Origin of the sequence: Aestuariivirga sp. (genome assembly GCF_046294715.1) — a bacterium.
Taxonomy (GTDB): domain Bacteria; phylum Pseudomonadota; class Alphaproteobacteria; order Rhizobiales; family Aestuariivirgaceae; genus Aestuariivirga.
Window position 1 is genome coordinate 56773 of sequence record NZ_JBKBKI010000016.1, and the last position, 21348, is coordinate 78120.

Below are 21348 nucleotides of genomic sequence, written 5' to 3' on the forward strand. Positions count from 1 at the left end.
ACATGGCCGAAGCCCGAGACCAGGCGCTTGCGCTGAGCCTTGCCGACAGGGCGGCCGCGCAGGCTCGCGCCCTGCCGCCGCTCCTGGTGGAGGCGGAGCGCATCGCCGCGACGGTGATCCTGGGCGAGCACGGGAGAAGGCGCGCCGGGCCCGGCGAGGCCTTCTGGCAATACCGGCCCTACAGTTTCGGCGATTCCACCCAGCGCATCGACTGGCACAAATCCGCCCGTTCCGACCGCGTCTATATCCGCGAGAACGAGTGGGAGGCGGCCAACACGCTGTGGGTCTGGGCCTCGCCCTCGGTGTCGATGGAATTCCGCTCGCATTTGTCGGGGGTCAGCAAGCGCGAGCGTGCCCAGCTCATGGCGCTCGCCCTCGCCTCCCTTGCGATCCGCGCGCAGGAGCGGGTCAGCGCGCTGGGTTCCCCCTACGCGCCGGACCATGCGCGAGCCCAGCTCGTCAAGATCGCCGGGTGGTTCCTCAAGTCCGAGGGCGGCACCCTCCCGGCCTTCAGCCGCATGCCGCGTTTCTCCTCCGCCGTGATGCTCGGCGACTTCTTCGAGAGGATTGACGACATCGCAAAGGCCCTGACGCCAATCGCCGCCGCTGGGATCAAGGGTCACCTGGTGCAGGTGGTGGACCCCGCCGAGGAGACGCTCCCCTATGCCGGCCGCGTCGAGTTCCACGAGATGGCGGGCCCTCTCAAATTCCTCTCCTCGAAGGCCGAGACGCTGCGCGGGGCCTATGCCGGAAAGCTCGAAGCCCATCGCGGCGCGCTGCGCGACCTCTGCCGCCGCATCGGATGGAGCTTCCTCATCCACCGCACCGATGAATCGCCCACCCGTCTTCTTCTCAACCTCCATGCCCTGATCTCCGGCGAGGCGGCGCGATGAACCTCCTCGGCGCATTGAGCTTCACGACGCCCCTGGCGCTGGCGGCGCTGGCGCTGCTTCCGGTCATCTGGTGGCTGCTGCGCTTCACGCCGCCGCGCCCGGAGACGGTGCGCTTTCCGCCGATCCGCCTCCTCCTCGACCTTGCAAACCGCGAGGAGCAGCCGGACAAGACGCCCTGGTGGCTCCTGCTGCTTCGCCTGCTCGTCGCCGCCCTCGTCATCATCGGCGTTTCGCATCCGCTCTACGCGCCGGGCCGGGTGGGCACGCTCTCGAGCGCACCGCTGCTGCTCGTGGTCGATGACGGCTGGGCAGCTGCGGAGGATTGGGACAAGCGCCGCCAGCTCATGACGGAAATTCTCGATGGCGCGGCGGCCGCCGGCGCGCCCGTGACGCTCGCCACCTCGACGCCGCAGCTTCGCCCGCAGCCGCTGGAGCCACAGGCCGCGGCAGACGCCAGGACCCGCGCCATGGCGCTCGCGCCGCGCGCCATGGACCTCGACCGGGAGGCGCTGCAAACCAGCCTCGCCCGGAAGCTTGGAGAGGCCCCGGCGCTTCGCGTCATCTGGCTCTCGGACGGCATCGACGACGGCAAGGCTCGCGCTTTCGCCGAGGGGCTCCTGAAGCTGGCAAGCGGAACGGCGAGCGTCGAGGCGATCGTGCCGGAAGCATCCGCACTTCCCATGGCGCTGGCGACTCCCGGTTTCGAGGGCGGGCAGATCAAGGTGACGGCACTCCGCGTGCCGGGCGGCCCGGAGGCGGCGGCCCGCGTCTCCGCCCGCGCCGGCAATGGACGAAGCTTCGGCGAGACGGAATTGCGCTTCCCCGCCGGGGCGGCGAAGGCCGAAGGCGTGATCGAGCTTCCCGTCGAACTCAGGAACGAGGTGGGACGCATCGCCATCGAAGGCGAGCGCAACGCCGCCGCAACCTTCCTCATGGATGACCGTTGGCGGCGCAAGACGGTGGCGCTGCTTTCCGGCGCCTCCGCCGAAGAAGCCCAGCCCTTGCTCTCGCCCCTCTATTACGTCTCCCGCGCGCTCGAGCCCTATGGCGAGCTGAGCGAGCCCGCCGACACGCCGGCCTTGAGGGCCCTGCTCGACCAGGGCCTCTCCATGCTGGTGCTGGCCGATATCGGCGTGCTGCCGGCCGAACAGCAGGAGATGGTGTCTTCCTTCGTCGAGAACGGCGGCGTGCTGCTGCGCTTCGCCGGGCCCCGCCTCGCCGGCGCGCAGGACGCGCTGATCCCCGTCACCCTGCGCGAGGGCGGGCGCTCGCTTGGAAGCGCGCTCAGCTGGGAGACGCCGCAGGGCCTTCAGCCCTTCCCCGAGACGGGTCCCTTCGCGGGGCTCGCGCCCGATCCCGATGTCAAGGTCTCGCGCCAGGTGCTGGCGGAACCCGACGCCGAACTGCCCGGCAAGGTGTGGGCCACGATCGAGGATGGCACCCCGCTGGTGACGGCCACAAAGCAGGGCAAGGGCCTCATCGTGCTGTTCCATGTCACCGCCAATGCCGACTGGTCGAGCCTTCCCGTCTCCGGCCTTTTCGTCGAAATGCTGCGCCGGGTGCTCGACCTGTCGCCGGCGGCGGGCGGCGGTGCGCCGGCCGCGCAATCCTCGGCCGCCGCACAGGCCTTCGCACCCTGGCGGATGCTCGACGGCTTCGGCGAGCTCGCCGATCCCCCGCCGGATGTCCAGCCCATTCCTGCCGCCGCCATCGACAAGGCGACGGTCAGCGCCGCGACCCCGGCAGGTCTCTACCGGCGCGGCGTCCAGGAGCGCGCCCTCAACGTGACGCGGGGCGGCGACCGGCTCGACGCCATCGCGGAGCTTCCGTCCGGCGTGACGCTGCGCGCCCTGGCACCCCTCCCAGCCGTCGCACTCGCCCCCTGGCTCTTCGCCGCGGCGATGGCGCTGTTCCTCGCCGACTGCCTCGCCGCCCTCTTCCTCGGCGGCGGCATGAGTCGGCTCCGCCAGCGCCGCGCCGCCGCATCGGCCGCCGTGGCGCTGCTGCTGCTCCTGCCCTTGCCGCAACGCTCCGTTGCTCAGGGCACGGATGATTTCGCCATGGCGAACGCGCTGGAGACGCGCCTGGCCTATGTCGTCACCGGCGACGCCGCGCTGGACGAGGTGAGCGAGCAGGGCCTCGCCGGCCTCGGCGAAGTGCTGCGCGAGCGGACATCGGTCGAAGCGGGAGAGCCCGTCGGCATCAACATCGAGCGCGACGAACTCGTCTTCTTCCCGCTGATCTACTGGCCGGTGAAGCCCGACGCGACGGTTCCATCAGACGCCGCACTCGCCCGCATGGATTCCTACATGAAGGGCGGCGGCACCATATTCTTCGACCTTCGCGAGGACGGGCTCGGCGCCGACGCGCTCTCGGGCGGCACCACGGCGGCCTCGGACGCACTGCGCCGCATCCTGGCCAAGCTCGACATTCCGCCACTCGAGCCGGTGCCCGAAACCCATGTGCTGACCAAGAGCTTCTATCTGCTCGACCGCTTCCCGGGCCGCTACGACACCGGCAAGCTGTGGGTGGAGCGAACCGACGGCGAGGGTGCCGTTGCCGGCAACACCGACGGCGTCAGCGCCATCATCATCGGCGCCAACGACTATGCTGCCGCCTGGGCGCTCGATGCCAGCGGCGAGCCGCTCCACGCCGTCGTGCCTGGCTCCGACCGACAGCGCGAATTCGCCTTCCGCACCGGCGTCAACATCGTGATGTATGCTCTGACCGGCAACTACAAGGCCGACCAGGTGCATGTCCCCGCCCTTCTCGAAAGGCTGGGGCAATGACCAGCTGGACCCTCGCCTTCGATCCCGTTCTGCCCTGGGCGCTGATCGCCGGCCTCGCGGCGATCGGCCTTCTGCTTGTCGCCGCCCTCGCCATGGCGCGTTCCCGCGGCGTCCCGCTCCGCGCGCTGGCGCTGGCGCTGCTGGTGGCCGCCCTTGCCAACCCGACGATCCGCAACGAGGAGCGCGAGCCGCTGACCGACATCGCTGTCGCCGTGATCGACCGCTCGCTCAGCCAGGAGAGCGCCGGGCGTGCCGCGCGCACGGCCGAAGCCGAGGCCGCTCTGAAGGAGGCGGTGGCGAGGCTTCCCAACACCGAGCTTCGCACCGTCGAGGTGAAATCCGGCATCGGGCCGGAGGATGACGGAACGCGCGCCTTCGAGGCGCTGAACCGGGCCCTGGCGGACATTCCGCCCGAGCGCTTCGCCGGCGCCCTCATGATCACCGACGGCCAGGTGCACGATGCTCCGCCGGACGCGTCCAGGGCGGGAATCGGCGGGCCGCTGCACGGCCTCGTCACCGGCTCCAAGTCCGAGCGGGACCGCAAGGTGGTGCTCGACGAGGCGCCGCGCTTCGGCATGGTCGGACAGGACCAGACCATCGCCTTCCGCGTCGAGGAGGTGAACGGTCCGGGCGAGCCCGTAAGCGTCACGGTGACGGCCGGCCGCGGCGAGCCCATGCTGCTCGAGGTCACTCCCGGACAAGCGATCCAGGTGCAGGTGCCGGTCGAGCATGGCGGCCAGAACATCGTCGAGATCGGCGTGCCGCCGCTCGAGGGCGAGATCTCGGCGCAGAACAACCGCGTTGTCACGGTCATCGAAGGCGTCCGGGACAGGCTGCGCGTGCTGCTCGTCTCCGGCGAGCCGCATCCGGGCGAGCGCACCTGGCGCAATCTGCTGAAGGCCGACGCCTCGGTGGACCTCGTGCATTTCACCATCCTCCGCCCGCCGGAGAAGCAGGACGGCACGCCCACCAAGGAACTGGCGCTCATCGCCTTCCCGACGCGAGAGCTGTTCATCGACAAGCTCGACGAGTTCGACCTCGTCATTTTCGACCGTTACCGCCGCCAGACGGTGCTTCCCGCCGCCTACATGAGCAACATCGCGCGCTACGTGGAAGATGGCGGCGCCGTGCTGATCGCCTCGGGCCCCGACCTCGCCGACGAGGACGGGCTCTACTACACGCCGCTCTCCGACATCATCGCCGCGGCGCCCACGGGCCAGGTGCTCGAAGGGCCCTTCAAGCCCGAACTCACGCCGCAGGGGCGCAAGCATCCGGTGACGCATGAGCTGCCGGGCTCCGAAGGAGAGACGCCGAGCTGGGGCCGCTGGTTCAGGCTCGTCGACACCACTGCCATCACCGGCGACACGGTGATGGCCGGTCTGGAGGAGAAGCCGCTTCTCGTGCTCGCGCGCCAGGGCGAGGGCCGCGTGGCGCAGCTCCTCTCCGACCAGGGCTGGCTCTGGGCGCGCGGCTTCGAGGGCGGCGGACCCCAGACCGAGCTTCTCCGCCGCATCGCGCACTGGCTGATGAAGGAACCGGACCTCGAGGAGGAGGCGCTGGAGGGCCGGCAATCGGGCGGCAATCTGGTGATCGAGCGCCGCACCATGGCGGACGAGGCCGAGCCCGTCACCGTGACTCTGCCATCCGGCAAGACCGGGAAGGCGGAACTCCGCGAAATCTCGCCGGGCCGCTTCCAGGCTTCGATCCCGATCACCGAGGCCGGTCTTCACCGCCTCACGGACGGCAAGCTGGACGCCGTAGCGGCCGCCGGCAGCGCCGATGCGCGCGAAATGTCGAGCCTCGTCGCCACCACCGAGATCCTGGCGCCGGCCGCCGCCGCGACGGGCGGCAGCGTCCAGTGGCTGGAGGACGGCATGCCGCAGCTCGTCAAGGTCGATGCCGGGCGGCAGATGGCGGGCTCGGGCTGGATGGGGCTGCGCAGCAACGATGAGCACCGCGTGCTCGCTGTCTCCGACACGCCGCTCTTCGCCACGCTGCTAAGCCTTGCCGTGCTGCTCCTGGGCCTCGGCGCCATGTGGTACCGCGAAGGCCGCTGAGAGCGGCGCATGGGCCAGCCCGGTCACGCCGTCGAGCGCGCCGGGCTTAAGTTCGAGGTAGAGGAAGCGATTGGGATCGACCGGGCCGGGCAGGCCGATGAGACCCGCCGGCAGCCTGGCGAAGCCCACCCGCGCGTAATAGGGCTCGTCCCCCACCAGCAGCACCAGGGCATGGCCCTGGGCCTTCGCCCGCGCCAGTCCCTCGCGCATGAGCAAAAGTCCGATGCCGAGCCCCTGGCGGTCGGGGTGGACGGCAAGCGGTCCGAGGAGCAGTGCGGGCGTTTCTTTCTCGCCGATGGCGAGCGGCCAGAAGCTGATCGTGCCCGAAAGCCCGACGCCCGGGTCCCGCACCACCAGCGAAAGGCCAGGCACCGCGGCATTTCCCTCGCGCAGCCGGTAGGAGGTCTTGGAATGGCGGTCGGAGCCGAAGCTCAGGTCGAGCAGATGCTCGACGGCGTCATGGTCTTGCGGAGTCGTGTCGTTACAGGCGATGGGGCCGCACATGGTCTGGAATCTCTGGATTGACGAGGTGTTTTCGAGGGCGACCGGGGCCCCGAAACGCCATTCTGGAATGTGCGGAGTTGGGATGACCGGACGCGAGTTCAGGCGCGCAGCGCAGTGCGCGTGTCGCGGGCTCGTCGTCGCAGCTGGATCTGTTCCATCGCGGTCATACTGCGGCCATTAGCTTTACGAAGACTGAACGTCAAGCGGCGCGCCTGGTTCACCACTCCCGCGATAGAGCAACGCCCTGCGTCACCTCGGCAATCCGCCGCCGCGTGCCGCCCGTGGTGCCCTCGGGAAGGGCGGAGACGGGAAAGAACCGGGCTTCCGCGATCTCGAAACCGCGCTGGAACTCGCCGCGCCGGAACTTCCGCAGCACCAGGCAGGCGACGTGGTCGCCGCGGAACTGCCTCTCGTTGAGGTAGAGGCCGTGCAGCCGAGGCTCCTCCTCCGCCTCCACGGCAGCCTCTTCGAGGAGTTCCCGGACGGCCGCCTCGAAGATCGTCTCACCCCGCTCGACGCCGCCCCCGGGGAGAAGCCAGCCCGGGGCATAGCCGTGCCGGACAAGCAGCACCTCCTGGTCGCCCTCCTTCAGGACCAACGTCCGCGTGCCCAGCGTCAGCCCACGAATCTGGCGGTAGAGCGGGTGGAGGGCCGGCTTGGCGGCCCGGTAAAGGAGGCGTTTGACGTCGTCGAGCATGGCCCGGGATACTCCCGCCGGTCCCTTCCGCCAAGCTTGAGTTCCCCCGGCACAGGCAGTAAGCCCCGCCCATGACCGAGACCATCAGCGTCGAACCGGTGCGCGGCAAGCAGGGGCTCCGGGACTTCCTGGACCTGCCCTTCGCCCTCTACCGGAAAGACCCCCACTGGGTGGCGCCCCTCTATCTCGAGCGTCTCGAGCATCTCGACCCCGGGAAGAACCCCTATTACCGCCACGCCGAGGTGGAACTCTTCCTCGCAAGGAAGAACGGCCGCACCGTGGGCCGCATCTCGGCACAGCACTGCCGCCTGCGGAGTGCCCGCTACCAGGACGGTGTGGGGCAGTTCGGCTTCCTCGAGGCGGAGGACGATCCGCAAGTCTTCGCCGCGCTTTTCGCCGCGGCCTCCGGCTGGCTCCGCCAGCGCGGCCTGGGGCGCATCCAGGGACCGTTCAGCTTTTCCATAAACGACGAGATGGGTCTCCTCGTCCAGGGCTTCGACACGCCCCCGTCCATGATGATGGGCCATGCCCTGCCCTATTACGCCCCGCGCCTCGAGGAGCAGGGCTTCGCCAGGGTGAAGGACGTGATCGCCTATGACTTCACCGACACGGGCGGCATGCCGCGCGCGCTGAAATCGGCCCATGACAAGGCGCTTGCCGACAGGGACGTGACGCTCCGCCCGCTCGACAAGAAGAAGCTGATGCAGGAGCTTGAGATCATCGTTGCGATCGCCAATGACGCCTGGTCGGAAAACTGGGGCTTCGTGCCCTGGACGCAGGAGGAGATGACCGCACTCGGCAACAATCTGAAGATGCTGGTGACGGGTGATTACATCGCCATCGCCGAATACAGGGGCGAGCCGGCGGCGATGGCCGTCTCGCTGCCCAACATCAACGAGTGGATCGCGGGGCTCGGCGGCAGGCTCCTGCCCTTCGGCTGGGCGAAGCTCGCCTGGCACCTCCTGGCGCGCCCGCCGAACTCGGTCCGCATGCCGCTCATGGGTGTTCGGCGGAAGTACCACGGAACGCCGCTCGGCGCCGTCCTCGGCATGGCCGCCATCGCGAGGGTGCGCAACTATCACGCCGGCCGCGGCACCCGGCGGGCCGAACTCTCCTGGATCCTGGAGGACAATCTCCCCATGCGGCGCATGATCGAAGGCTTCGGCGGCAGGCCCTACAAGACCTACCGCATCTTCGAGAGGGCAATCCCGTGAGACCGTTCCCGGGCTTGAAGCTGAAGCCCACAGGCGCTTAAAAGCCCCGCTCACGCAACCCGGACAAGCAGCAAGCGCCCGTCGTGTTCACCCTCGCCCACCTCTCCGACCTGCATCTCGGGCCGCTCCCCGCCGGCTCGGTCAGGCGGCATTTCGCGCTGAAGCGCACGATCGGGGCGTTCAACTGGCGCCTCAACCGCCACCGCCAGCACAGCCCCGCGGTGGCCACGGCGGTCGCCGCCGACATCATGGATTTCGCGCCGGACCACGTCGCCCTCACGGGTGACATCGTCAACGTCGCCGCGCATGACGAGTTTCCGGCGGCGGCACGATGGCTGCGCAGCTTCGGCGAGCCGAAATGGATCAGCTTCGTGCCGGGCAACCACGATACCTACGTGCGCATGGACTGGAAGCACGGCCTCTCGCACCTTGCGGACTACATGCGGGGCGACATGCGCGTCGCCCTCACCCAGACGACGCCGCAGATCTCGACACCCTTTCCCTATGTGCGGCTGCGCCGCAACGTGGCGCTGATCGGCGTGTCGACGGCGGTGCCGCAGCCTTTGCACCGCGCCGCGGGTCTGCTCGGCGGAACGCAGCTCGAATCGCTCGCCGTCCTGCTCTCGGACCTGCGCGAGCGCGGCTATGCCCGCGTGGTGATGATCCACCATCCGCCTCTGCCGGGCCTCGCCAAGCCGCGCAAGGCCCTGCTCGACGCCGCGGCGCTGCGCGACGTGCTGGAACGCGAGGGGGCCGAACTCGTGCTGCATGGCCACAACCACGATCACATGCTGAACACCCTGAATTCCCGTTTCGGGACGGTGCATGTGCTGGGCGTGCCGTCCGCCTCGCTGCTCAACAGCGAACACAACCCGGCAGCGGCGTGGAATCTCTACGGCATTCAGCGCCAGGGCGGAAAATGGCAGATCCAGGTGACGATCCGCAGCCTCGACACCGTGCACCGCCATATCGGCACCCTCACCGAATTCGCGCTTTCGTCATGAACGGCGGCTGGGCTAGATTGACGCCATGACAACCCGCCCATCAGCCGGTGCATGAGGGGCCATGCTCCGGATCGTTGACCGCCACGTACTGAAACAGGTTTCTCTGCCGCTCGCGGGCGCGCTGGTGATCGGCCTGCTCATGCTGCTGGCCGACCGCATGGTGCGCCTGCTCGACGCCACGCTCGGCAAGAAGAACTCCTTCACCGTCGTCTTCGAGATGCTGGCCTATCTGGTGCCGCATTATCTGGGCACGGCCCTGCCGGCCGCCCTGTTCCTCGGCCTGCTGCTGGGCTTCGGCAGGATGTCGGCCAACTCCGAAACGGACGCATTCATGGCGGCCGGCATCGGGCTGCACCGTCTCGCCCGGCCCGTGATCGTGCTCGGCGCGCTGATGGCGGCGCTCTCACTCGTCATCATGGGCTGGCTCCAGCCGCATGCACGCTATGCCTACCGCTCCGTGGTGTTCGACGTGCAGAACGTCGACGTGTTCTACCTCGCGGAGGAAGGCGTCTTCATGCAGGCGGGCGATCGCACCTTCATCATCGACCGGCTCGACCGCGGCAAGAACGCCTTCGAACGCGCCTTCATCTTCCAGGACAAGGGGCAGCACGGCTCCGACACGGTGACCGCCGCCACCGGCACGCTGGTCGAGAACCCGGAGGGCCGCCGCCCCACGCTGCACCTCGAGAACGGCCACCGCCTGTCCTTCACCACCAGGCCAGACGCGGCAACGAACCCGCCGGTCGCCGGAGAGACGACCGAATTCGCCATGGCGGATACGCCGCTGGGCAAGATCTCGAAGGACATTTTCCGTCCGCGCGGCGAGGACGAGCGCGAACTGACGCTGCCAGAACTCTATGCCGCACTCGACAATCCGCCGCCCAAGGCCTCGCGCGAGGAAGTCTCCTCCGAACTGAGCGAGAGGCTCGTCACCGCGATCAGCATCCTGATCCTGCCGTTCCTCGCCATTCCCTTCGCGGTGGGCTCTCGGCGCAGCCCGCGCGGCTTCCGCACGGGCGTGGCGCTGGTCCTCATCGTTCTCTACAACGAGATCATCCAGCAGGGCGCCTCAGCTTCGAACAATGCCGTAGCGCCCCCGATCGTGACGCTGTGGCTTCCCTGCCTGCTACTCGGCCTGTTCGCGGGCTGGCGCTACATCACGACCTGCTTCACGCTTGGAAACGATCCCATCAGCAGCGCGATCGACCGCGGCGGCGATTTCTTCTCGGGCCTGCGGCACGCCCTCATGCGCCGCCTCGGCTGGGAGAGCGCGGCATGATGAAGATCGTCGGCTGGATGCTGATCCGCATGGTGGCGATCCGCTATTTCGCCATCCTCCTCGGCATCTCCTTCTTCGTGCTCTCGCTCGATCTCCTCACCAATGCCAAGGACATCCAGGCGCTCCGGCCGGGAGATGGCACGGTGCTGCTCGAATACATGTTCTTCCGCTCGCCCTCCGTGGTCTCGAACTACATGGGCATCAGCATGCTGCTCGCCATGTTGCTGAGCCTCACCGAGCTCAGCTACCGCAACGAGATGGTGGCGATGTGGGCGGCGGGCCTCTCGCCGCTCAGGATCATCGTCATGCTGCTGCCGCTGGCCTTCGTGGCGGGCGGCCTGCAATTCGTGCTGTCGGATGCGGCCATTCCGTCCACCACGCCGCAGCTGCGCGACTGGGGTATCGGCGATTATGGCACCGACAAGCTGAAGGTGGGCGAGAAGGACCCGATCTGGATGCGCGCCGGCTCCGACATTCTCCGCGCCGGCAGCGCCAACGCCGACTCCACGAAGCTTGCCGACGTCATCATCTTCCGGCGCGACGACAGCGGCCTGCTGCGCGAGCAGATCTATGCCGAGAGCGCCGAACTCTCCAACGGGCGCTGGACGCTGGAACGGGTGCTCGTCTACTACCGCGACAATCTCCAGCCCTCGCGCCTCGCGACGCTCGTCTATTCCGGCGCCATGAAACCGGCCCAGGCGGGCGCGCGCTCGGGGGCACCGGAGGAGATGTCGCTCACCGACCTCTTCTACTTCATCGACAACCAGGGTTTCGGCATCCGCCCCGTCTGGGTCTACGAGACCTGGGCGCACAAGCGGGTCTCGCTGTTCTTCTCGGGCCTCCTGATGATGGCGCTCTGCATCCCGCTCGCCACGCGTTTCCGCCGCGGCGGCGGGCTCGGCGTGCTCTTCGCGGTGGGCGTCGGCTTGGGCTTCGTGTTCTTCATCGTCGACGGCATCTCGCTGACCATGGGCGAACTGGGATTCGTGGCGCCCTGGCTTGCGGCCTGGCTGCCGGTCGTCGCCTTCGGTTCGCTTGCCGTGGTGATGGCCCTGCGGGCCGAATCGGTCTGACGCGATGGCGCGCGAGAACCACCCGGCGGCCGGGCGCGCCGGGCTCATCGTCAACCCGCGTTCGGGCAGGGGCAGCGGCAAGGGTCTCGCCCTGGCCGAAAGGCTGAAGCGCGCACCGGGCGTCATGCTGGGCGTGCTGGACCGCTTCGAGGAGATCGGCGCCGTTCTCGACGGCATGGCAAGGGGCGGCGTGACCGATCTCTTCATCAGCTCCGGCGACGGCACCATCCAGGAAATCCTCACGCGCATCGCGGAAGACAGGCTCTTCGCGTCGCCGCCGCGGCTCGGGCTGCTGCCGCATGGAACAACCAATCTGAGCGCCCGCGACCTCGGCTTCCGGGCCCGATCGGTCGAAGCGCAGGCGCAGTTCATCGAAAGCCTCGCGGCCTCGGATCTCCAGCAGCGCCACACCATCCGCTGCGCCAATCCCGGCGATGGCCGGATACGCCACGGCATGTTCGTCGGCACCGGCGCGGTGGCTCTCGCCACCCGCTATTGCCAGCAGGCCTTCAACGCCAGGGGCGTGAGGGGCCAGTGGGCAGTGGCGGGAACGCTGCTGACCGCGCTGCGAAAATACCTCCTGTCCGCCCCCGATGCGGCGGACGAGAGCCGCTTCGACCGGCCTCACGCCATCACGGTGGAGGCAGGGGGAAGGCGTCTCTGCGAAGGGCCGCAACTCCTCCAGATGTCGACCACGCTCGACAGGCTGGTGCTCGACGCGCGCCCCTTCTGGGGCGGCAAGACTGCGCCCATCCGCACCACGGTCTTCCCCTATCCCGTCCCATCGGTGGCGCGCTGGATGCTCCCTGCCATGTATGGCGGCGAAGGCCGCAGGATGCCTTCCGGAGCGGTGAGCTTCTGCGCGGAGGCGCTCAGCGTCTCCTCCGACACGATCTTCGTCATCGACGGCGAGTTCTTTCCCCCGCCTCCGGGCGAGCCCTTGCGGCTCGAGACGGGGCCGCTCTTCACGTTCGTCAGGGGCTGAGGCGCCCTAGCCGTTCGCGGCCTTCCTGCCATGGCCCTGCGCCACCACCGCGCCGAAGAGTGCCACGATGCGGTCGATCTCTTCTTCGGTGTGGGCCGCCGATACCGAGCAGCGCAGCAGGCAGAGCTTGTTGGGCGTGCCAGGCGGCAGCGCGATGTTGACGTAGACGCCGGCCTTCAGCAGCGCGTTCCACATCGCAACCGTCGAGGGTTCGTCCGGGCAGCGCACCGCCACGACCGGGCTCACCTCCTCGCAGCCGAGTTCCAGCCCGAGTGCCTTGAAGCCCGCGAAGAGCCGTGCCGAATTCTCCGTCAGCTTCTTGCGCCGCTGCGGCTCGGCGGCAAGCTTGCGGATCGCCGCCAGCGAGGTCGCGATCGAGGCCGGAGACGAGGAGGCCGTGAACATGTAGGGCCGCATCGCGTAGCGCAGATACTCGAAATAGGGATGGTTTCCCGCCCCGAAGCCGCCGATGGCGCCCACGCTCTTGGAGAAAGTGCCGACGATGAAATCGACCTCGTCCTCCAGCCCCGCCTCGTCGGCGAGGCCGCGGCCGTGGGGCCCGAGAACGCCGAAGGAGTGGGCCTCGTCGACGAGCAGCTGGAAGCCGTGCTTCCTCTTCACCTCGATGAAATCGGAAAGCGGCGCGCGGTCGCCCAGCATGGAATAAATTCCCTCGAGCACCACGAGCCTGCCGCCGCCGTCCTCGCCCCGCGTCAGTCGCTTGTCGAGGTCGGCCGCGTCGTTGTGGCGGAAGCGCACAAGCTTGGCGCCCGAGAGCGTGCAGCCGTCATAGATCGAGCTGTGCGAATCGGCATCGAGATAGATCGTGTCCCGCGGCCCCGCCAGGCCGGACATCATGCCGAGATTGGCCTGGTAGCCGGTGGTGAAGACGATGCAGTGCCTGCGGTTCAGGAAGGCCGCGAATTCGCGCTCGAGCTCGGCATGCAGCGCAAAGGAGCCGTTGGCGATGCGCGAGCCCGTCGTGCCGGTGCCGAATTCGGCAAGCGCCTTCTGGCCAGCCGCCACGCAGTCCGGGTCGAAGGTGATGCCCATGTAGTTGTTGGTGCCGGCGAGGATCGTCTCGCGTCCCTCGATGATGGCGCGGGTCGGCGAGATGATCTTCTCGTTGGTGACGCCGATCGCCTCCACGCCCAGAGCCTTCATGCGCCGGTGGCGCTCCGCGATGCCTTCGAGCTTGTCGAGGAGGTCCATGCCGTCAGCCCTTCTTCGCCCGGGAATCGACGACCTTGGCGAGATCCTCGACGGTGCGTGTTTCGGACAGCACGTTGAGAGGAATCTCGATGTCGAAGTGATCCTCCACCTCCATGACGAAATCCATCACGGTCATGGAATCGATGTTGAGGTCGGTCGATATGTCGGTCGCGGCGGAAAGCGCCGCGCCGTTGGTGTTGAAGGGCTCGAGCAGCCTGCAGAGCTGTGCGACGGTGTCGGTCATCATGGCGTCCTTGCGTTGGGGGCCCTTCTATCGGCGCCGCGCGGCCGAGGCAACCATCCGGCCTCGCGGTACCAGGCCGCCGTCTCGGCGAGGCCTTGCTCCAGGGATATCGGATCGGCGAGCGCCAGCGTGCCTTGGCGGCTCACCCAGTCCCGGTGGTAGAGCTCGGCGATCTTGCCGCGGTTCACCAGCGATGGCTTGCCGGTGATGCGGGCCACGGCCTCGGCCCCCAACGCAACCGCGGCGGGAATGGCGCGCGGCAGGAACACGGCGCGAAGCGGCGCCCCGCGCAAGCTCTCCGCCGCGCGGATCAGGTCGGGCCAGCCATAGCCGCCCGGCTTGTTGTCGCTCACCTCGTGGATTCCCTGTTCGGCCCCCGTGAGCGTTTCGGCGATGAGGCGCGCGAGATCCCGCCCGTGGATCAGCGAGAAGCGCGCCTCTCGGGGGCCCGGAATGGCGGCGATGGGCCGCGTCAGTTCGCGGATGAGCGGAAGCGTGCCCTTGTCTCCCGGCCCGTAGACGGCAGGCGGACGGATCACGACTGCGGCGATCTCGGCGGCGCGGCGCAGCACCGCCTCTTCCCCGGCGCGCTTGCTGGCGCCATAGGGAGAAAGCGAAGGCTCGCGCGCCGCGAGCGAGGAGATATGGACGAAACGCGGCACTTCGGCGGCGGTCGCCGCATCGAGCAGTGCCTCCGTTCCATCCCTGTTGACGCGGAAATACTCTTCACGGCCGAGAGCCGCGAGGACGCCCGCCAGATGAACGACGGCATCGGCACCGGTCACGAGGCGTGCCAGCGCCTCCGCATCTGCGAGGTCGCCCCGGATGAGCTCGACGCCCTCCGGAAGCGGGGCGTTCTCGGGCCGCCGCACCAGGGCGCGGAGCCGGTGGCCGCGGCCGAGCAATTCGCTGACGGCGTGCCGCCCGGCGAAACCGGTGGCGCCAGTGATGGCATAGAGACGGCTCATGATCTCCGCGGCGGCGGACGGGCTGCGGCTCGCCTCAGAGCGCGGCCTCTAACAGCGCGGGTTCTGCGGCCGGCATGGCCGGGGTGAGCTCCGCGATCTCGCCCGACACATATCTCTGCTTGGCGCCCGCGCGCGAGAGCTTGCCGGAAGAGGTGAAGGGCAGGCTCTTGGGCGGCACCATCACCACCTTGCACTCGATGCCGGCACTGCGGTGCACCACGGCCGCCACCTCGTGGCGGAGCGCCTCGATCGAGGCAGGGTCCTGCAGGCGGCATTGCACCAGCACCACGACATCGTCGTCCCCGTCTTCGCCTTCGACGGCGAAGGCCGCGACGTCACCCGAGCGCAGCGGCTCGATCTGCTCGGCCGCCCATTCGATGTCCTGCGGCCAGATGTTGCGGCCATTGTGCAGGATCAGGTCCTTGGCGCGCCCGGTGATGACGATCTCGCCCCCGAGCCAGTAGCCCATGTCGCCGGTGTCGAGGAACCCGTCTCCCCCGATCGCCGATGCGGTCGCATCCTCATTGTGGAAATAGCCGGACATCAGGCTCGGCGTGGAGACGAAGATGCGGCCGATGCGGCGCTCGCCCAGCACCCGGCCCGCGCCGTCGCGGATCTCGACCTTGCTCCCGGCCAGCGGCCGGCCGCACACGACGAAGCTCCGCGCCTGTTCGCCCCTGGCGGGGATGGCGGCATTCTCCGTCTTGAGCGCGTGGCGGTCGATCCTGTCCACGCGGATCGGCTTTTCGGCATCCACGAAGGAGATGGCCAGCGTCGTTTCCGCCATGCCGTAGCTCGGCAGGAAGGCTTCCGGCCGGAAACGGGCCACGCTCATCGTCGCGGAGAACTGTTCCAGCACGTCGGCGCGCACCATGTCGCCGCCGATCCCGGCGATCCGCAGCCGCGAGAGATCGAGCGTCACCGCCTCGCCGTTGATGCGGCGGGCGGCGAGGTCATAGCCGAAGCTCGGCGAATAGGTGATCGTCGACTTGTTGTCCGACATCAGCCTCAGCCACAGGGCGGGGCGGCGGGCGAAGGAGGTGGTGGCGAGGAAATCGACGCTCACCTGCCCCAGCACCGGCGACAGGCAGAAGCCGACGAGCCCCATGTCGTGATAGAGCGGCAGCCAAGAAAAGGCGCGATCCTCCGCGGTGAGCTTCAGCCCCTCGCGCAGGATGCCGCGTGCGTTGGCGATGATCGCCCGCTGCGAGATCAGCACGCCCTTGGGGTTGGAGGTGGAGCCGGAGGAATACTGGATGTAGGCGTCCTCGTCCGCACGGAACGGTTGGAGCTTGGTGGCGGCCTCGGGCAGCGCCCCGAGCTGCTGGTGGGTGAGAACCCGCCGGACGCCCGCGCGCGCGGCGCCCTCGGTGATATGGCCGAGCAGCTCCTCGCCCGTCACCACCGTGCAGGCCTTCGCCGCGGCCAGCATGCCGGCCACCCGGTCGATATAGGAATCCTTCCCCCCGATATACATCGTGTAGGGCATCGGGCACGGGATCAGCCCGGCATACTGGCAGCCGAAGAACACGGCCATGAATTCCGGCCCCGTCTCGGCCACGACGGCGACGCGGTCTCCCCGCTTCAGCCCGAGGGAAAGAAGCTTGCGCGCCGTGGAGATCGCCAGGCGGCGGAGTTCTGCATAGGACAGGACGGACTGGAGCGCGCCGCGCGCCGAATAGAAATTGAAACCCGTGACGCCCTTGGCGGCATAATCAAGCCCCTCCGCAAGGGAGCGGAAGCCGGCCAGGTTCTGCGCCAGGCTGCGGTTGGCCGTCGGCGTCGCCGAAATCGCGGCGTCCGCCTCACTGCTCCGCTTCAAGGCACTCTGCATGCGCTGGTAAACCCTGCAATTCGTTTCATTTTTGTAACGCCGCATAAAGCTCCCCAGCCTTACGCCGCGACGGTTCATTTTTCGTAACAGGGGGGCCGATTCCAGGGAAATCAATTGATGTTTCAGATTGTAACGCTCGTCGTGCGAGCGAAATCCCTTTGGCTTTTCAACGCACTAGATAGCCTGCAGAGAGGGCGGCGGCAAGCAGAAGGAGAGCCCCGAAAGCGAAGCCGGAAGTCCATGCGAGGATGAGGGAGGCGGCGGTGTAGCCATTGGCCGTTGGGGGCCGCGGAAGCCCGGCGGCCAGCCGTTCGCGCGCGACGAGGCGATGGGCCATGTGGCGCCGGATGGCGGCCGCCATCTCCTCGCGGTCGCTCGTCTCGAACACGATGTGGCGGCGATCCTGCCTGTCCTCGATGAAGCGGTAGGTGCGGTGGTCCGGCTCCATGACCACGGAAGAGATGAGATCGACCCAGAGCTTGGGCGGCTCGCCCGGAACCAGCGTAAGGTCGAAGAGCTCGCGCGCCTCGGGCGAGGCCTGGATCACCGGCGCCAGTTCATCCTTGAGAAGCTGCAGCCGGAGCGACTTCGAATCCCGGAGCTCGAGCGCCGCGTCGAAATGGGCGGCCTCGGCCTCGCGCGCCTGCTTCAGCGCGCTCGCCAGCCCCTCCCCGTCCGATCGTATCGCGGCCTTGGCCAAATCCGGTGCTCCCCATGTTCCGCCATGCGTGCCGGAATGGCACAGATGGAGGGGCCATGTTCACTCTGTTCCCGCCCATGCACGGGCCATGCCACCGTTCCCTATGGCGGCGGCCGCTCGAAGGGGCGGGCGAGAAGGCCCGGAAGGCCCCGGTCCCTGCGCCCTTCGGTGCCGATCGGCATGGCCGGCGTGCGGATCGTCTTGCTCCGGCTGCCGAAAAGGCGGTCCCAAACGGACAGCAGGGCCGAATAGTTCGAATCCGTGTCCCGCCGGATGGCATGATGATGAACCCAGTGTATCGAGGGGGTCACGATCAGCCAGGATAGCCACCGCTCGAGGCGAGCCGGCAGGCGCACGTTGGAATGGTGGAACATGGCGGAGAGCGCCAGCAGCGTCTCGAACACGACGACGCTGACGAGCGGCACCCCGAGCAGCAGGATCACCCCGGCGCGGACGAGCGAGGAGAGCAGCACCTCGCCGAAATGGAAGCGCAGCGCCGAGCTGGCGTCCAGGAACTCGTCGAGGTGATGGACCTCGTGGAAGCGCCAGAGGATCCGCCACTCGTGGTTGGCCCGGTGCCACCAGTAGATCCAGCAATCGAGCATCAGGAGATCGAGGAGGAGGCCGAAGCCGCCGCTCCACCACGCCGGGCGCCAGTCGAGCGCATGGGAGGCGGCCAGCGCGGAGAGCGGCACCACCACCGCCCATGAGAGAATGGCGTTGAGCCCGGCGAGCGAAAGGTTCTTCGCCACCCGCCTCACGCCGCCCACGACTTGCGCCACCGGCATCAGGCGCTCGAGAACGAGCAGCAGCGCCAGCGTTCCGAGCACGATGGCGCCCTTGTAGGTGAGGAGAAAGGCCAGCTGGTCCATCAGCGGTCCTCCAGCTTCGAGGGCATGGGCCCAGACGTGACATTCGCATGAGCGCCCATCCGGCGCAGAACATAGGCCGTCGCCATGGGCATGAGCAAGGCGAGCCCGATGTAGCGGGCCATCTGGTGGGCGCCGACATAGGCCGGGTCGAGGTTGAGCGCGAAGGCCATGATCGTCATGGCGTCGAGGCCGCCGGGCGAGAAGGCGAGAAGCGTGAGCGCGAAGGGGAGCCCCGAGAAGGCGCTCGCCACCCCTGCCCCCGCCATGGCGATCGCGAGCGCGATGAGGAAGCCGGAAAATCCTTCCGCCAGCGCCTCGCGGAACTCGCGGAAGGTGAAGCCCTGGAAGCGTGAGCCGATCATCACGCCCAGCACCACGTTGGCGGGGATCAGCACGCTGGCGGGTGCCGCACCGGCGAGAAGGCCGGAAAGCTCGAGCCCCGCGCTCGCCAGCATCGGCCCCAGCATGAGGCCGGCCGGTACCCTGATCCGCTCCAGCGCGAAGCCCGCCGCCGTCGAAACCGAGACGAGCAGCACAAGGTCGGAAAGCGACCCGATCTCGTCCGGCCCGGCGTGAAAGGCGCTGTCCGGCGACATCCAGGAAATCAGCGAAGGCAGCGCCGCCACCAGGAAGAACAGCCGGATGCATTGCGCGATGGTGACGCGCCGCATGTCGGCCCTGGTGCCGCTCGCCAGCAGCAGCACCAGCGACAGCGCCCCGGGGAGGCTCGCGAACAGCGCGGTCGCCCCGTCCCATCCGCTGCGCTTCACGTAATAGGCCGTGCAGGCCCAGGTCACGGCGATGACGGTGAGGCCCAGGAACGCGATGGAGAGCGGCCACTGCGCGGCGCGCTCCACCGTCTCCCAGGTCACCGACGTTCCGGTTTGAATCCCCAGGAAGATGAAGGAAAGCGCCCTGAGCCAGTCCGGCATGCCGATCTTCACCTGCGAGAAGATGGCGATGATCGCCGCCATCATGCTGCCGGCGAGCCAGGGCGCGGGGATGCCGAGCAGCCAGAAGACGAGGCCCCCCGCGGCGCCGATCAGCAGGCCGGCCGCCGTCTCACGCATGTCCCTGGCGCGCGCTGAGCACGGCGTCCACGAATTCGGCGAAGCCGTGCCCCCCCTCGCCCGCCGTCACATAGGCGGGGAGATGGGCCATCAGCTTGGCGAAGGGCCGCACATTGGCCACGCCGATGCCGAGCGGGAAGGCCGCGTACATCGGCGCATCGTTGGGGGAGTCGCCGCAGTAGGCGATGGCCCTGGCGTCGGTTTCGAGTCGAATCTCAAGCACTTCGGCGAGAAACCTGCGGCTCATGGTGAGCTTGTCGTGGCTGCCGAACCAGGCGTTGACATGGATCGAGGAGACCTTTGCAGCCGCTCCCTCCGCATGGAACGCCTCGGCGATCTGCTGGGCGGCGGCGAGCGGCAGCGGCGGCACGTCCTCGCAGAAGTCGATGGCGACGTCGATCTCGCGATAGGCCTGGTCGGAGGCGATGGCCGCGCCGGGGAATTCCGCCAGCACGCGGCGGGCGATGTCCCATAGCCTTTCCGAATTCGCGCGCCGCTCCCCGGCGCTCTGGGCGTAGACGCGGTGCATCTTCCGCGCGGCCTCGTCATAGCGGAAATAGAAGGCGCCGTTCTCGCCCACCACGCCGTCCACCGGCCATTGCCGCGCGATCAGGTCGCACCAGCCGGCAGGCCGCCCGGTGATGGGGACGACCTTGATCCCCGCGCGGCGCAATTTCCAAAGTGCGTCAAAGGCTTCCGCCGGAAGCCTGCCATGGAGGGTGAGCGTGTCGTCGATGTCGGTGAGCACCGCCTTGACACCGGCGAGCAGCCCGCGCGGGGCGTGGGCCAGGGGTTGCATGGTCATGTGAGGGACGGCCTGTCGGGATGGTAGGGCGCAAGCAGCGCATCGCGTGCGCCGGTGATCAGTTCCGTTGCCGAGGCCTGCCCGATCACCGCCGCGAGCGTGACGCCGGAATGCGTGACGGCGGCATAGAGCCCGGGCCGGTTGCGGGGTCGGCCCACGGCGGCAAAACCGTCCGCCGGCGTGGGCCGGTAACCGATGGTGAGGAAATCGAGGCCGAGCCCCTCCGCTCCCTTCACCATCGCCTCGACCTTGGCCTCGAGCGAGCGGGCGAGGCCTTCGGCGTCCTCCTCCGGTTCCGCCCCGGCGAAATCGGTTCCAGCGACGATGCGCCCTTCCGCCGTCTGGCGGATGTGGAGGCCGGGCGTCATCACGAGGCCGTTGAGCAGCCGCGGCGCCGGATTGGAGTGCGAGAGGAGCCCCGCCGGAGAAGACATCCTGAGCGTGATCCCCACCGAGTCGAGCAGGGCGGCAGAATGGGCGCCGGCGGCGACCACCGTCTCCTCGGCATGGATCACGCCCTCGTCGGTGATGACGCCGGTGACGCGGCCGTCCTCCTCCTCCAGCCACTTGACCGGCATGTCGCCAAGCACCTCGGCGCCCTGCGCCTTCGCCGCCTCGAGCAGGGCGAGCGTGGCGGCGAGCGGCTCCAGCATCCCCTCCCCCGCCACGTGATAGGCATGTTCCGGCACCTCCCTCAGATTGGGCTCGAGGGCGAGGATTTCCGCCCGCGTGACACGGCGGATGGGATGGCCCCAGGCCGCGCGCTCCGCCGCATAGGCGTCGAGCTCGGCCGGCGGCAGGTCCCAGATCAGGCCGCCGCACCATTGGATGGCAAGCCCCGGAATCTCCTCCTGCAGCGCCCTCCAGCGGGCGATCGAAGCCATGCGCAGCCGGAAATAGGGCTCGGGATTGCCCCAGCTGGCGTTGATCCAGGCCCAGCTGGCGCGCGTGGCGATCCCGCCCGGCTCGCCGGCGTCGAGCACCGTCACCTCCGCACCCTCCTTCGCCAGGTGATAGGCGATCGAGGCGCCGATGATGCCCGATCCGACGACGATGACCCGCTTGGCCATGAACAAACTCTCCCCCGCGGCCGGAGCGCCGCTCAAGGCGGAGCACTAGCCGGGCGGGAGGCGTTTGGCCAGTCTCAC

General features: G+C 68.6%; 19 protein-coding genes. 8 read left to right on the plus strand and 11 right to left on the minus strand.

Annotation, left to right across the window (positions count from 1 at the left end; all coding sequences use genetic code 11):
* The first annotated feature begins 2 nt into the window (after window positions 1-2).
* From ACK4HL_RS12310 to ACK4HL_RS12320, 3 genes are read left to right on the plus strand one after another with little or no spacing between them, the layout of a single operon-like run.
* The gene (locus ACK4HL_RS12310; RefSeq protein WP_409760690.1) at window positions 3-893 is read left to right on the plus strand and encodes a DUF58 domain-containing protein; all 891 of its coding nucleotides are present in this window, start codon (window positions 3-5) and stop codon (window positions 891-893) included.
* The gene (locus ACK4HL_RS12315) at window positions 890-3682 is read left to right on the plus strand and encodes a DUF4159 domain-containing protein (RefSeq protein WP_409760692.1); all 2793 of its coding nucleotides are present in this window, start codon (window positions 890-892) and stop codon (window positions 3680-3682) included. Before ACK4HL_RS12310 ends, ACK4HL_RS12315 begins: the two co-directional genes overlap by 4 nt.
* Entirely contained in the window at window positions 3679-5739 is a 2061-nt protein-coding gene (locus tag ACK4HL_RS12320) for a hypothetical protein (protein ID WP_409760694.1), read from the plus strand. The genes ACK4HL_RS12315 and ACK4HL_RS12320 overlap by 4 nt, the downstream gene beginning before the upstream one ends.
* Here the strand turns inward: ACK4HL_RS12320 and ACK4HL_RS12325 are convergent.
* Window positions 5680-6243 (minus strand): GNAT family N-acetyltransferase, encoded by a 564-nt coding sequence (locus ACK4HL_RS12325; RefSeq protein WP_409760696.1) that lies wholly within the window; start codon window positions 6241-6243, stop codon window positions 5680-5682. The genes ACK4HL_RS12320 and ACK4HL_RS12325 overlap by 60 nt on opposite strands.
* 217 nt (window positions 6244-6460) lie before the next feature.
* A complete protein-coding gene (locus ACK4HL_RS12330; RefSeq protein ID WP_409760698.1) occupies window positions 6461-6940 on the minus strand; it encodes an NUDIX domain-containing protein in 480 nt (159 codons plus the stop codon).
* A 71-nt stretch (window positions 6941-7011) separates the two neighbouring features.
* Here ACK4HL_RS12330 and ACK4HL_RS12335 point away from each other — a divergent pair, with 71 nt between their 5' ends.
* From ACK4HL_RS12335 to ACK4HL_RS12355, 5 genes are all read left to right on the plus strand, one after another.
* On the plus strand, window positions 7012-8154 hold the full coding sequence (locus ACK4HL_RS12335; RefSeq protein WP_409760700.1) for a dATP pyrophosphohydrolase: 1143 nt from the start codon (window positions 7012-7014) through the stop codon (window positions 8152-8154).
* Window positions 8155-8237: 83 nt separating this feature from the next.
* Entirely contained in the window at window positions 8238-9158 is a 921-nt protein-coding gene (locus tag ACK4HL_RS12340) for a metallophosphoesterase family protein (RefSeq protein ID WP_409760702.1), read from the plus strand.
* A gap of 61 nt (window positions 9159-9219) precedes the next feature.
* Window positions 9220-10437, plus strand: coding sequence for an LptF/LptG family permease (locus ACK4HL_RS12345; RefSeq protein ID WP_409760704.1), 1218 nt, complete (start codon window positions 9220-9222; stop codon window positions 10435-10437).
* Window positions 10434-11510: an LptF/LptG family permease gene (locus ACK4HL_RS12350; protein WP_409760707.1), complete on the plus strand. Its 1077-nt coding sequence runs from the start codon at window positions 10434-10436 to the stop codon at window positions 11508-11510. The genes ACK4HL_RS12345 and ACK4HL_RS12350 overlap by 4 nt, the downstream gene beginning before the upstream one ends.
* Before the next feature lie 4 nt (window positions 11511-11514).
* Window positions 11515-12495: a diacylglycerol kinase family protein gene (locus ACK4HL_RS12355; protein WP_409760709.1), complete on the plus strand. Its 981-nt coding sequence runs from the start codon at window positions 11515-11517 to the stop codon at window positions 12493-12495.
* Between the two features lie 6 nt (window positions 12496-12501).
* Here the strand turns inward: ACK4HL_RS12355 and spt are convergent, their stop codons facing one another.
* From spt to ACK4HL_RS12400, 9 genes are all read right to left on the minus strand, one after another.
* A complete protein-coding gene (gene spt, locus ACK4HL_RS12360; protein ID WP_409760711.1) occupies window positions 12502-13707 on the minus strand; it encodes a serine palmitoyltransferase in 1206 nt (401 codons plus the stop codon).
* Window positions 13708-13711: 4 nt separating this feature from the next.
* Window positions 13712-13951 (minus strand): acyl carrier protein, encoded by a 240-nt coding sequence (locus ACK4HL_RS12365; protein ID WP_409760712.1) that lies wholly within the window; start codon window positions 13949-13951, stop codon window positions 13712-13714.
* The gene (locus ACK4HL_RS12370) at window positions 13951-14919 is read right to left on the minus strand and encodes an NAD-dependent epimerase/dehydratase family protein (RefSeq protein ID WP_409760714.1); all 969 of its coding nucleotides are present in this window, start codon (window positions 14917-14919) and stop codon (window positions 13951-13953) included. Before ACK4HL_RS12370 ends, ACK4HL_RS12365 begins: the two co-directional genes overlap by 1 nt.
* A gap of 34 nt (window positions 14920-14953) precedes the next feature.
* Window positions 14954-16741 (minus strand): fatty acyl-AMP ligase, encoded by a 1788-nt coding sequence (locus ACK4HL_RS12375; protein WP_409760716.1) that lies wholly within the window; start codon window positions 16739-16741, stop codon window positions 14954-14956.
* A 178-nt stretch (window positions 16742-16919) separates the two neighbouring features.
* Window positions 16920-17453 carry a hypothetical protein gene (locus tag ACK4HL_RS12380; RefSeq protein ID WP_409760718.1) on the minus strand — a complete coding sequence of 178 codons (534 nt, stop codon included), beginning with the start codon at window positions 17451-17453 and terminating at the stop codon, window positions 16920-16922.
* Between the two features lie 101 nt (window positions 17454-17554).
* Window positions 17555-18325: a sterol desaturase family protein gene (locus ACK4HL_RS12385; RefSeq protein ID WP_409760720.1), complete on the minus strand. Its 771-nt coding sequence runs from the start codon at window positions 18323-18325 to the stop codon at window positions 17555-17557.
* A complete protein-coding gene (locus ACK4HL_RS12390; protein ID WP_409760722.1) occupies window positions 18325-19395 on the minus strand; it encodes an AbrB family transcriptional regulator in 1071 nt (356 codons plus the stop codon). Before ACK4HL_RS12390 ends, ACK4HL_RS12385 begins: the two co-directional genes overlap by 1 nt.
* Window positions 19388-20200: an HAD-IIB family hydrolase gene (locus ACK4HL_RS12395; protein ID WP_409760724.1), complete on the minus strand. Its 813-nt coding sequence runs from the start codon at window positions 20198-20200 to the stop codon at window positions 19388-19390. Before ACK4HL_RS12395 ends, ACK4HL_RS12390 begins: the two co-directional genes overlap by 8 nt.
* Window positions 20197-21270, minus strand: a complete 1074-nt coding sequence (locus ACK4HL_RS12400) for an NAD(P)/FAD-dependent oxidoreductase (RefSeq protein WP_409760726.1) — start codon at window positions 21268-21270, stop codon at window positions 20197-20199. Before ACK4HL_RS12400 ends, ACK4HL_RS12395 begins: the two co-directional genes overlap by 4 nt.
* Window positions 21271-21348 lie beyond the last annotated feature (78 nt).

Bases quoted from the DNA above. Each gene is read 5' to 3' on its own strand.
- ACK4HL_RS12330 (WP_409760698.1), bottom strand. From the start codon at position 6,940: ATGCTCGACGACGTCAAACGCCTCCTTTACCGGGCCGCCAAGCCGGCC.
- ACK4HL_RS12395 (WP_409760724.1), bottom strand. From the start codon at position 20,200: ATGACCATGCAACCCCTGGCCCACGCCCCGCGCGGGCTGCTCGCCGGT.
- ACK4HL_RS12335 (WP_409760700.1), top strand. From the start codon at position 7,012: ATGACCGAGACCATCAGCGTCGAACCGGTGCGCGGCAAGCAGGGGCTC.
- ACK4HL_RS12365 (WP_409760712.1), bottom strand. From the start codon at position 13,951: ATGACCGACACCGTCGCACAGCTCTGCAGGCTGCTCGAGCCCTTCAAC.
- ACK4HL_RS12325 (WP_409760696.1), bottom strand. From the start codon at position 6,243: ATGTGCGGCCCCATCGCCTGTAACGACACGACTCCGCAAGACCATGAC.
- ACK4HL_RS12345 (WP_409760704.1), top strand. From the start codon at position 9,220: ATGCTCCGGATCGTTGACCGCCACGTACTGAAACAGGTTTCTCTGCCG.
- ACK4HL_RS12385 (WP_409760720.1), bottom strand. From the start codon at position 18,325: ATGGACCAGCTGGCCTTTCTCCTCACCTACAAGGGCGCCATCGTGCTC.
- ACK4HL_RS12370 (WP_409760714.1), bottom strand. From the start codon at position 14,919: ATGAGCCGTCTCTATGCCATCACTGGCGCCACCGGTTTCGCCGGGCGG.
- ACK4HL_RS12310 (WP_409760690.1), top strand. From the start codon at position 3: ATGGCCGAAGCCCGAGACCAGGCGCTTGCGCTGAGCCTTGCCGACAGG.
- ACK4HL_RS12350 (WP_409760707.1), top strand. From the start codon at position 10,434: ATGATGAAGATCGTCGGCTGGATGCTGATCCGCATGGTGGCGATCCGC.
- ACK4HL_RS12400 (WP_409760726.1), bottom strand. From the start codon at position 21,270: ATGGCCAAGCGGGTCATCGTCGTCGGATCGGGCATCATCGGCGCCTCG.
- ACK4HL_RS12390 (WP_409760722.1), bottom strand. From the start codon at position 19,395: ATGCGTGAGACGGCGGCCGGCCTGCTGATCGGCGCCGCGGGGGGCCTC.
- ACK4HL_RS12315 (WP_409760692.1), top strand. From the start codon at position 890: ATGAACCTCCTCGGCGCATTGAGCTTCACGACGCCCCTGGCGCTGGCG.
- spt (WP_409760711.1), bottom strand. From the start codon at position 13,707: ATGGACCTCCTCGACAAGCTCGAAGGCATCGCGGAGCGCCACCGGCGC.
- ACK4HL_RS12355 (WP_409760709.1), top strand. From the start codon at position 11,515: ATGGCGCGCGAGAACCACCCGGCGGCCGGGCGCGCCGGGCTCATCGTC.
- ACK4HL_RS12320 (WP_409760694.1), top strand. From the start codon at position 3,679: ATGACCAGCTGGACCCTCGCCTTCGATCCCGTTCTGCCCTGGGCGCTG.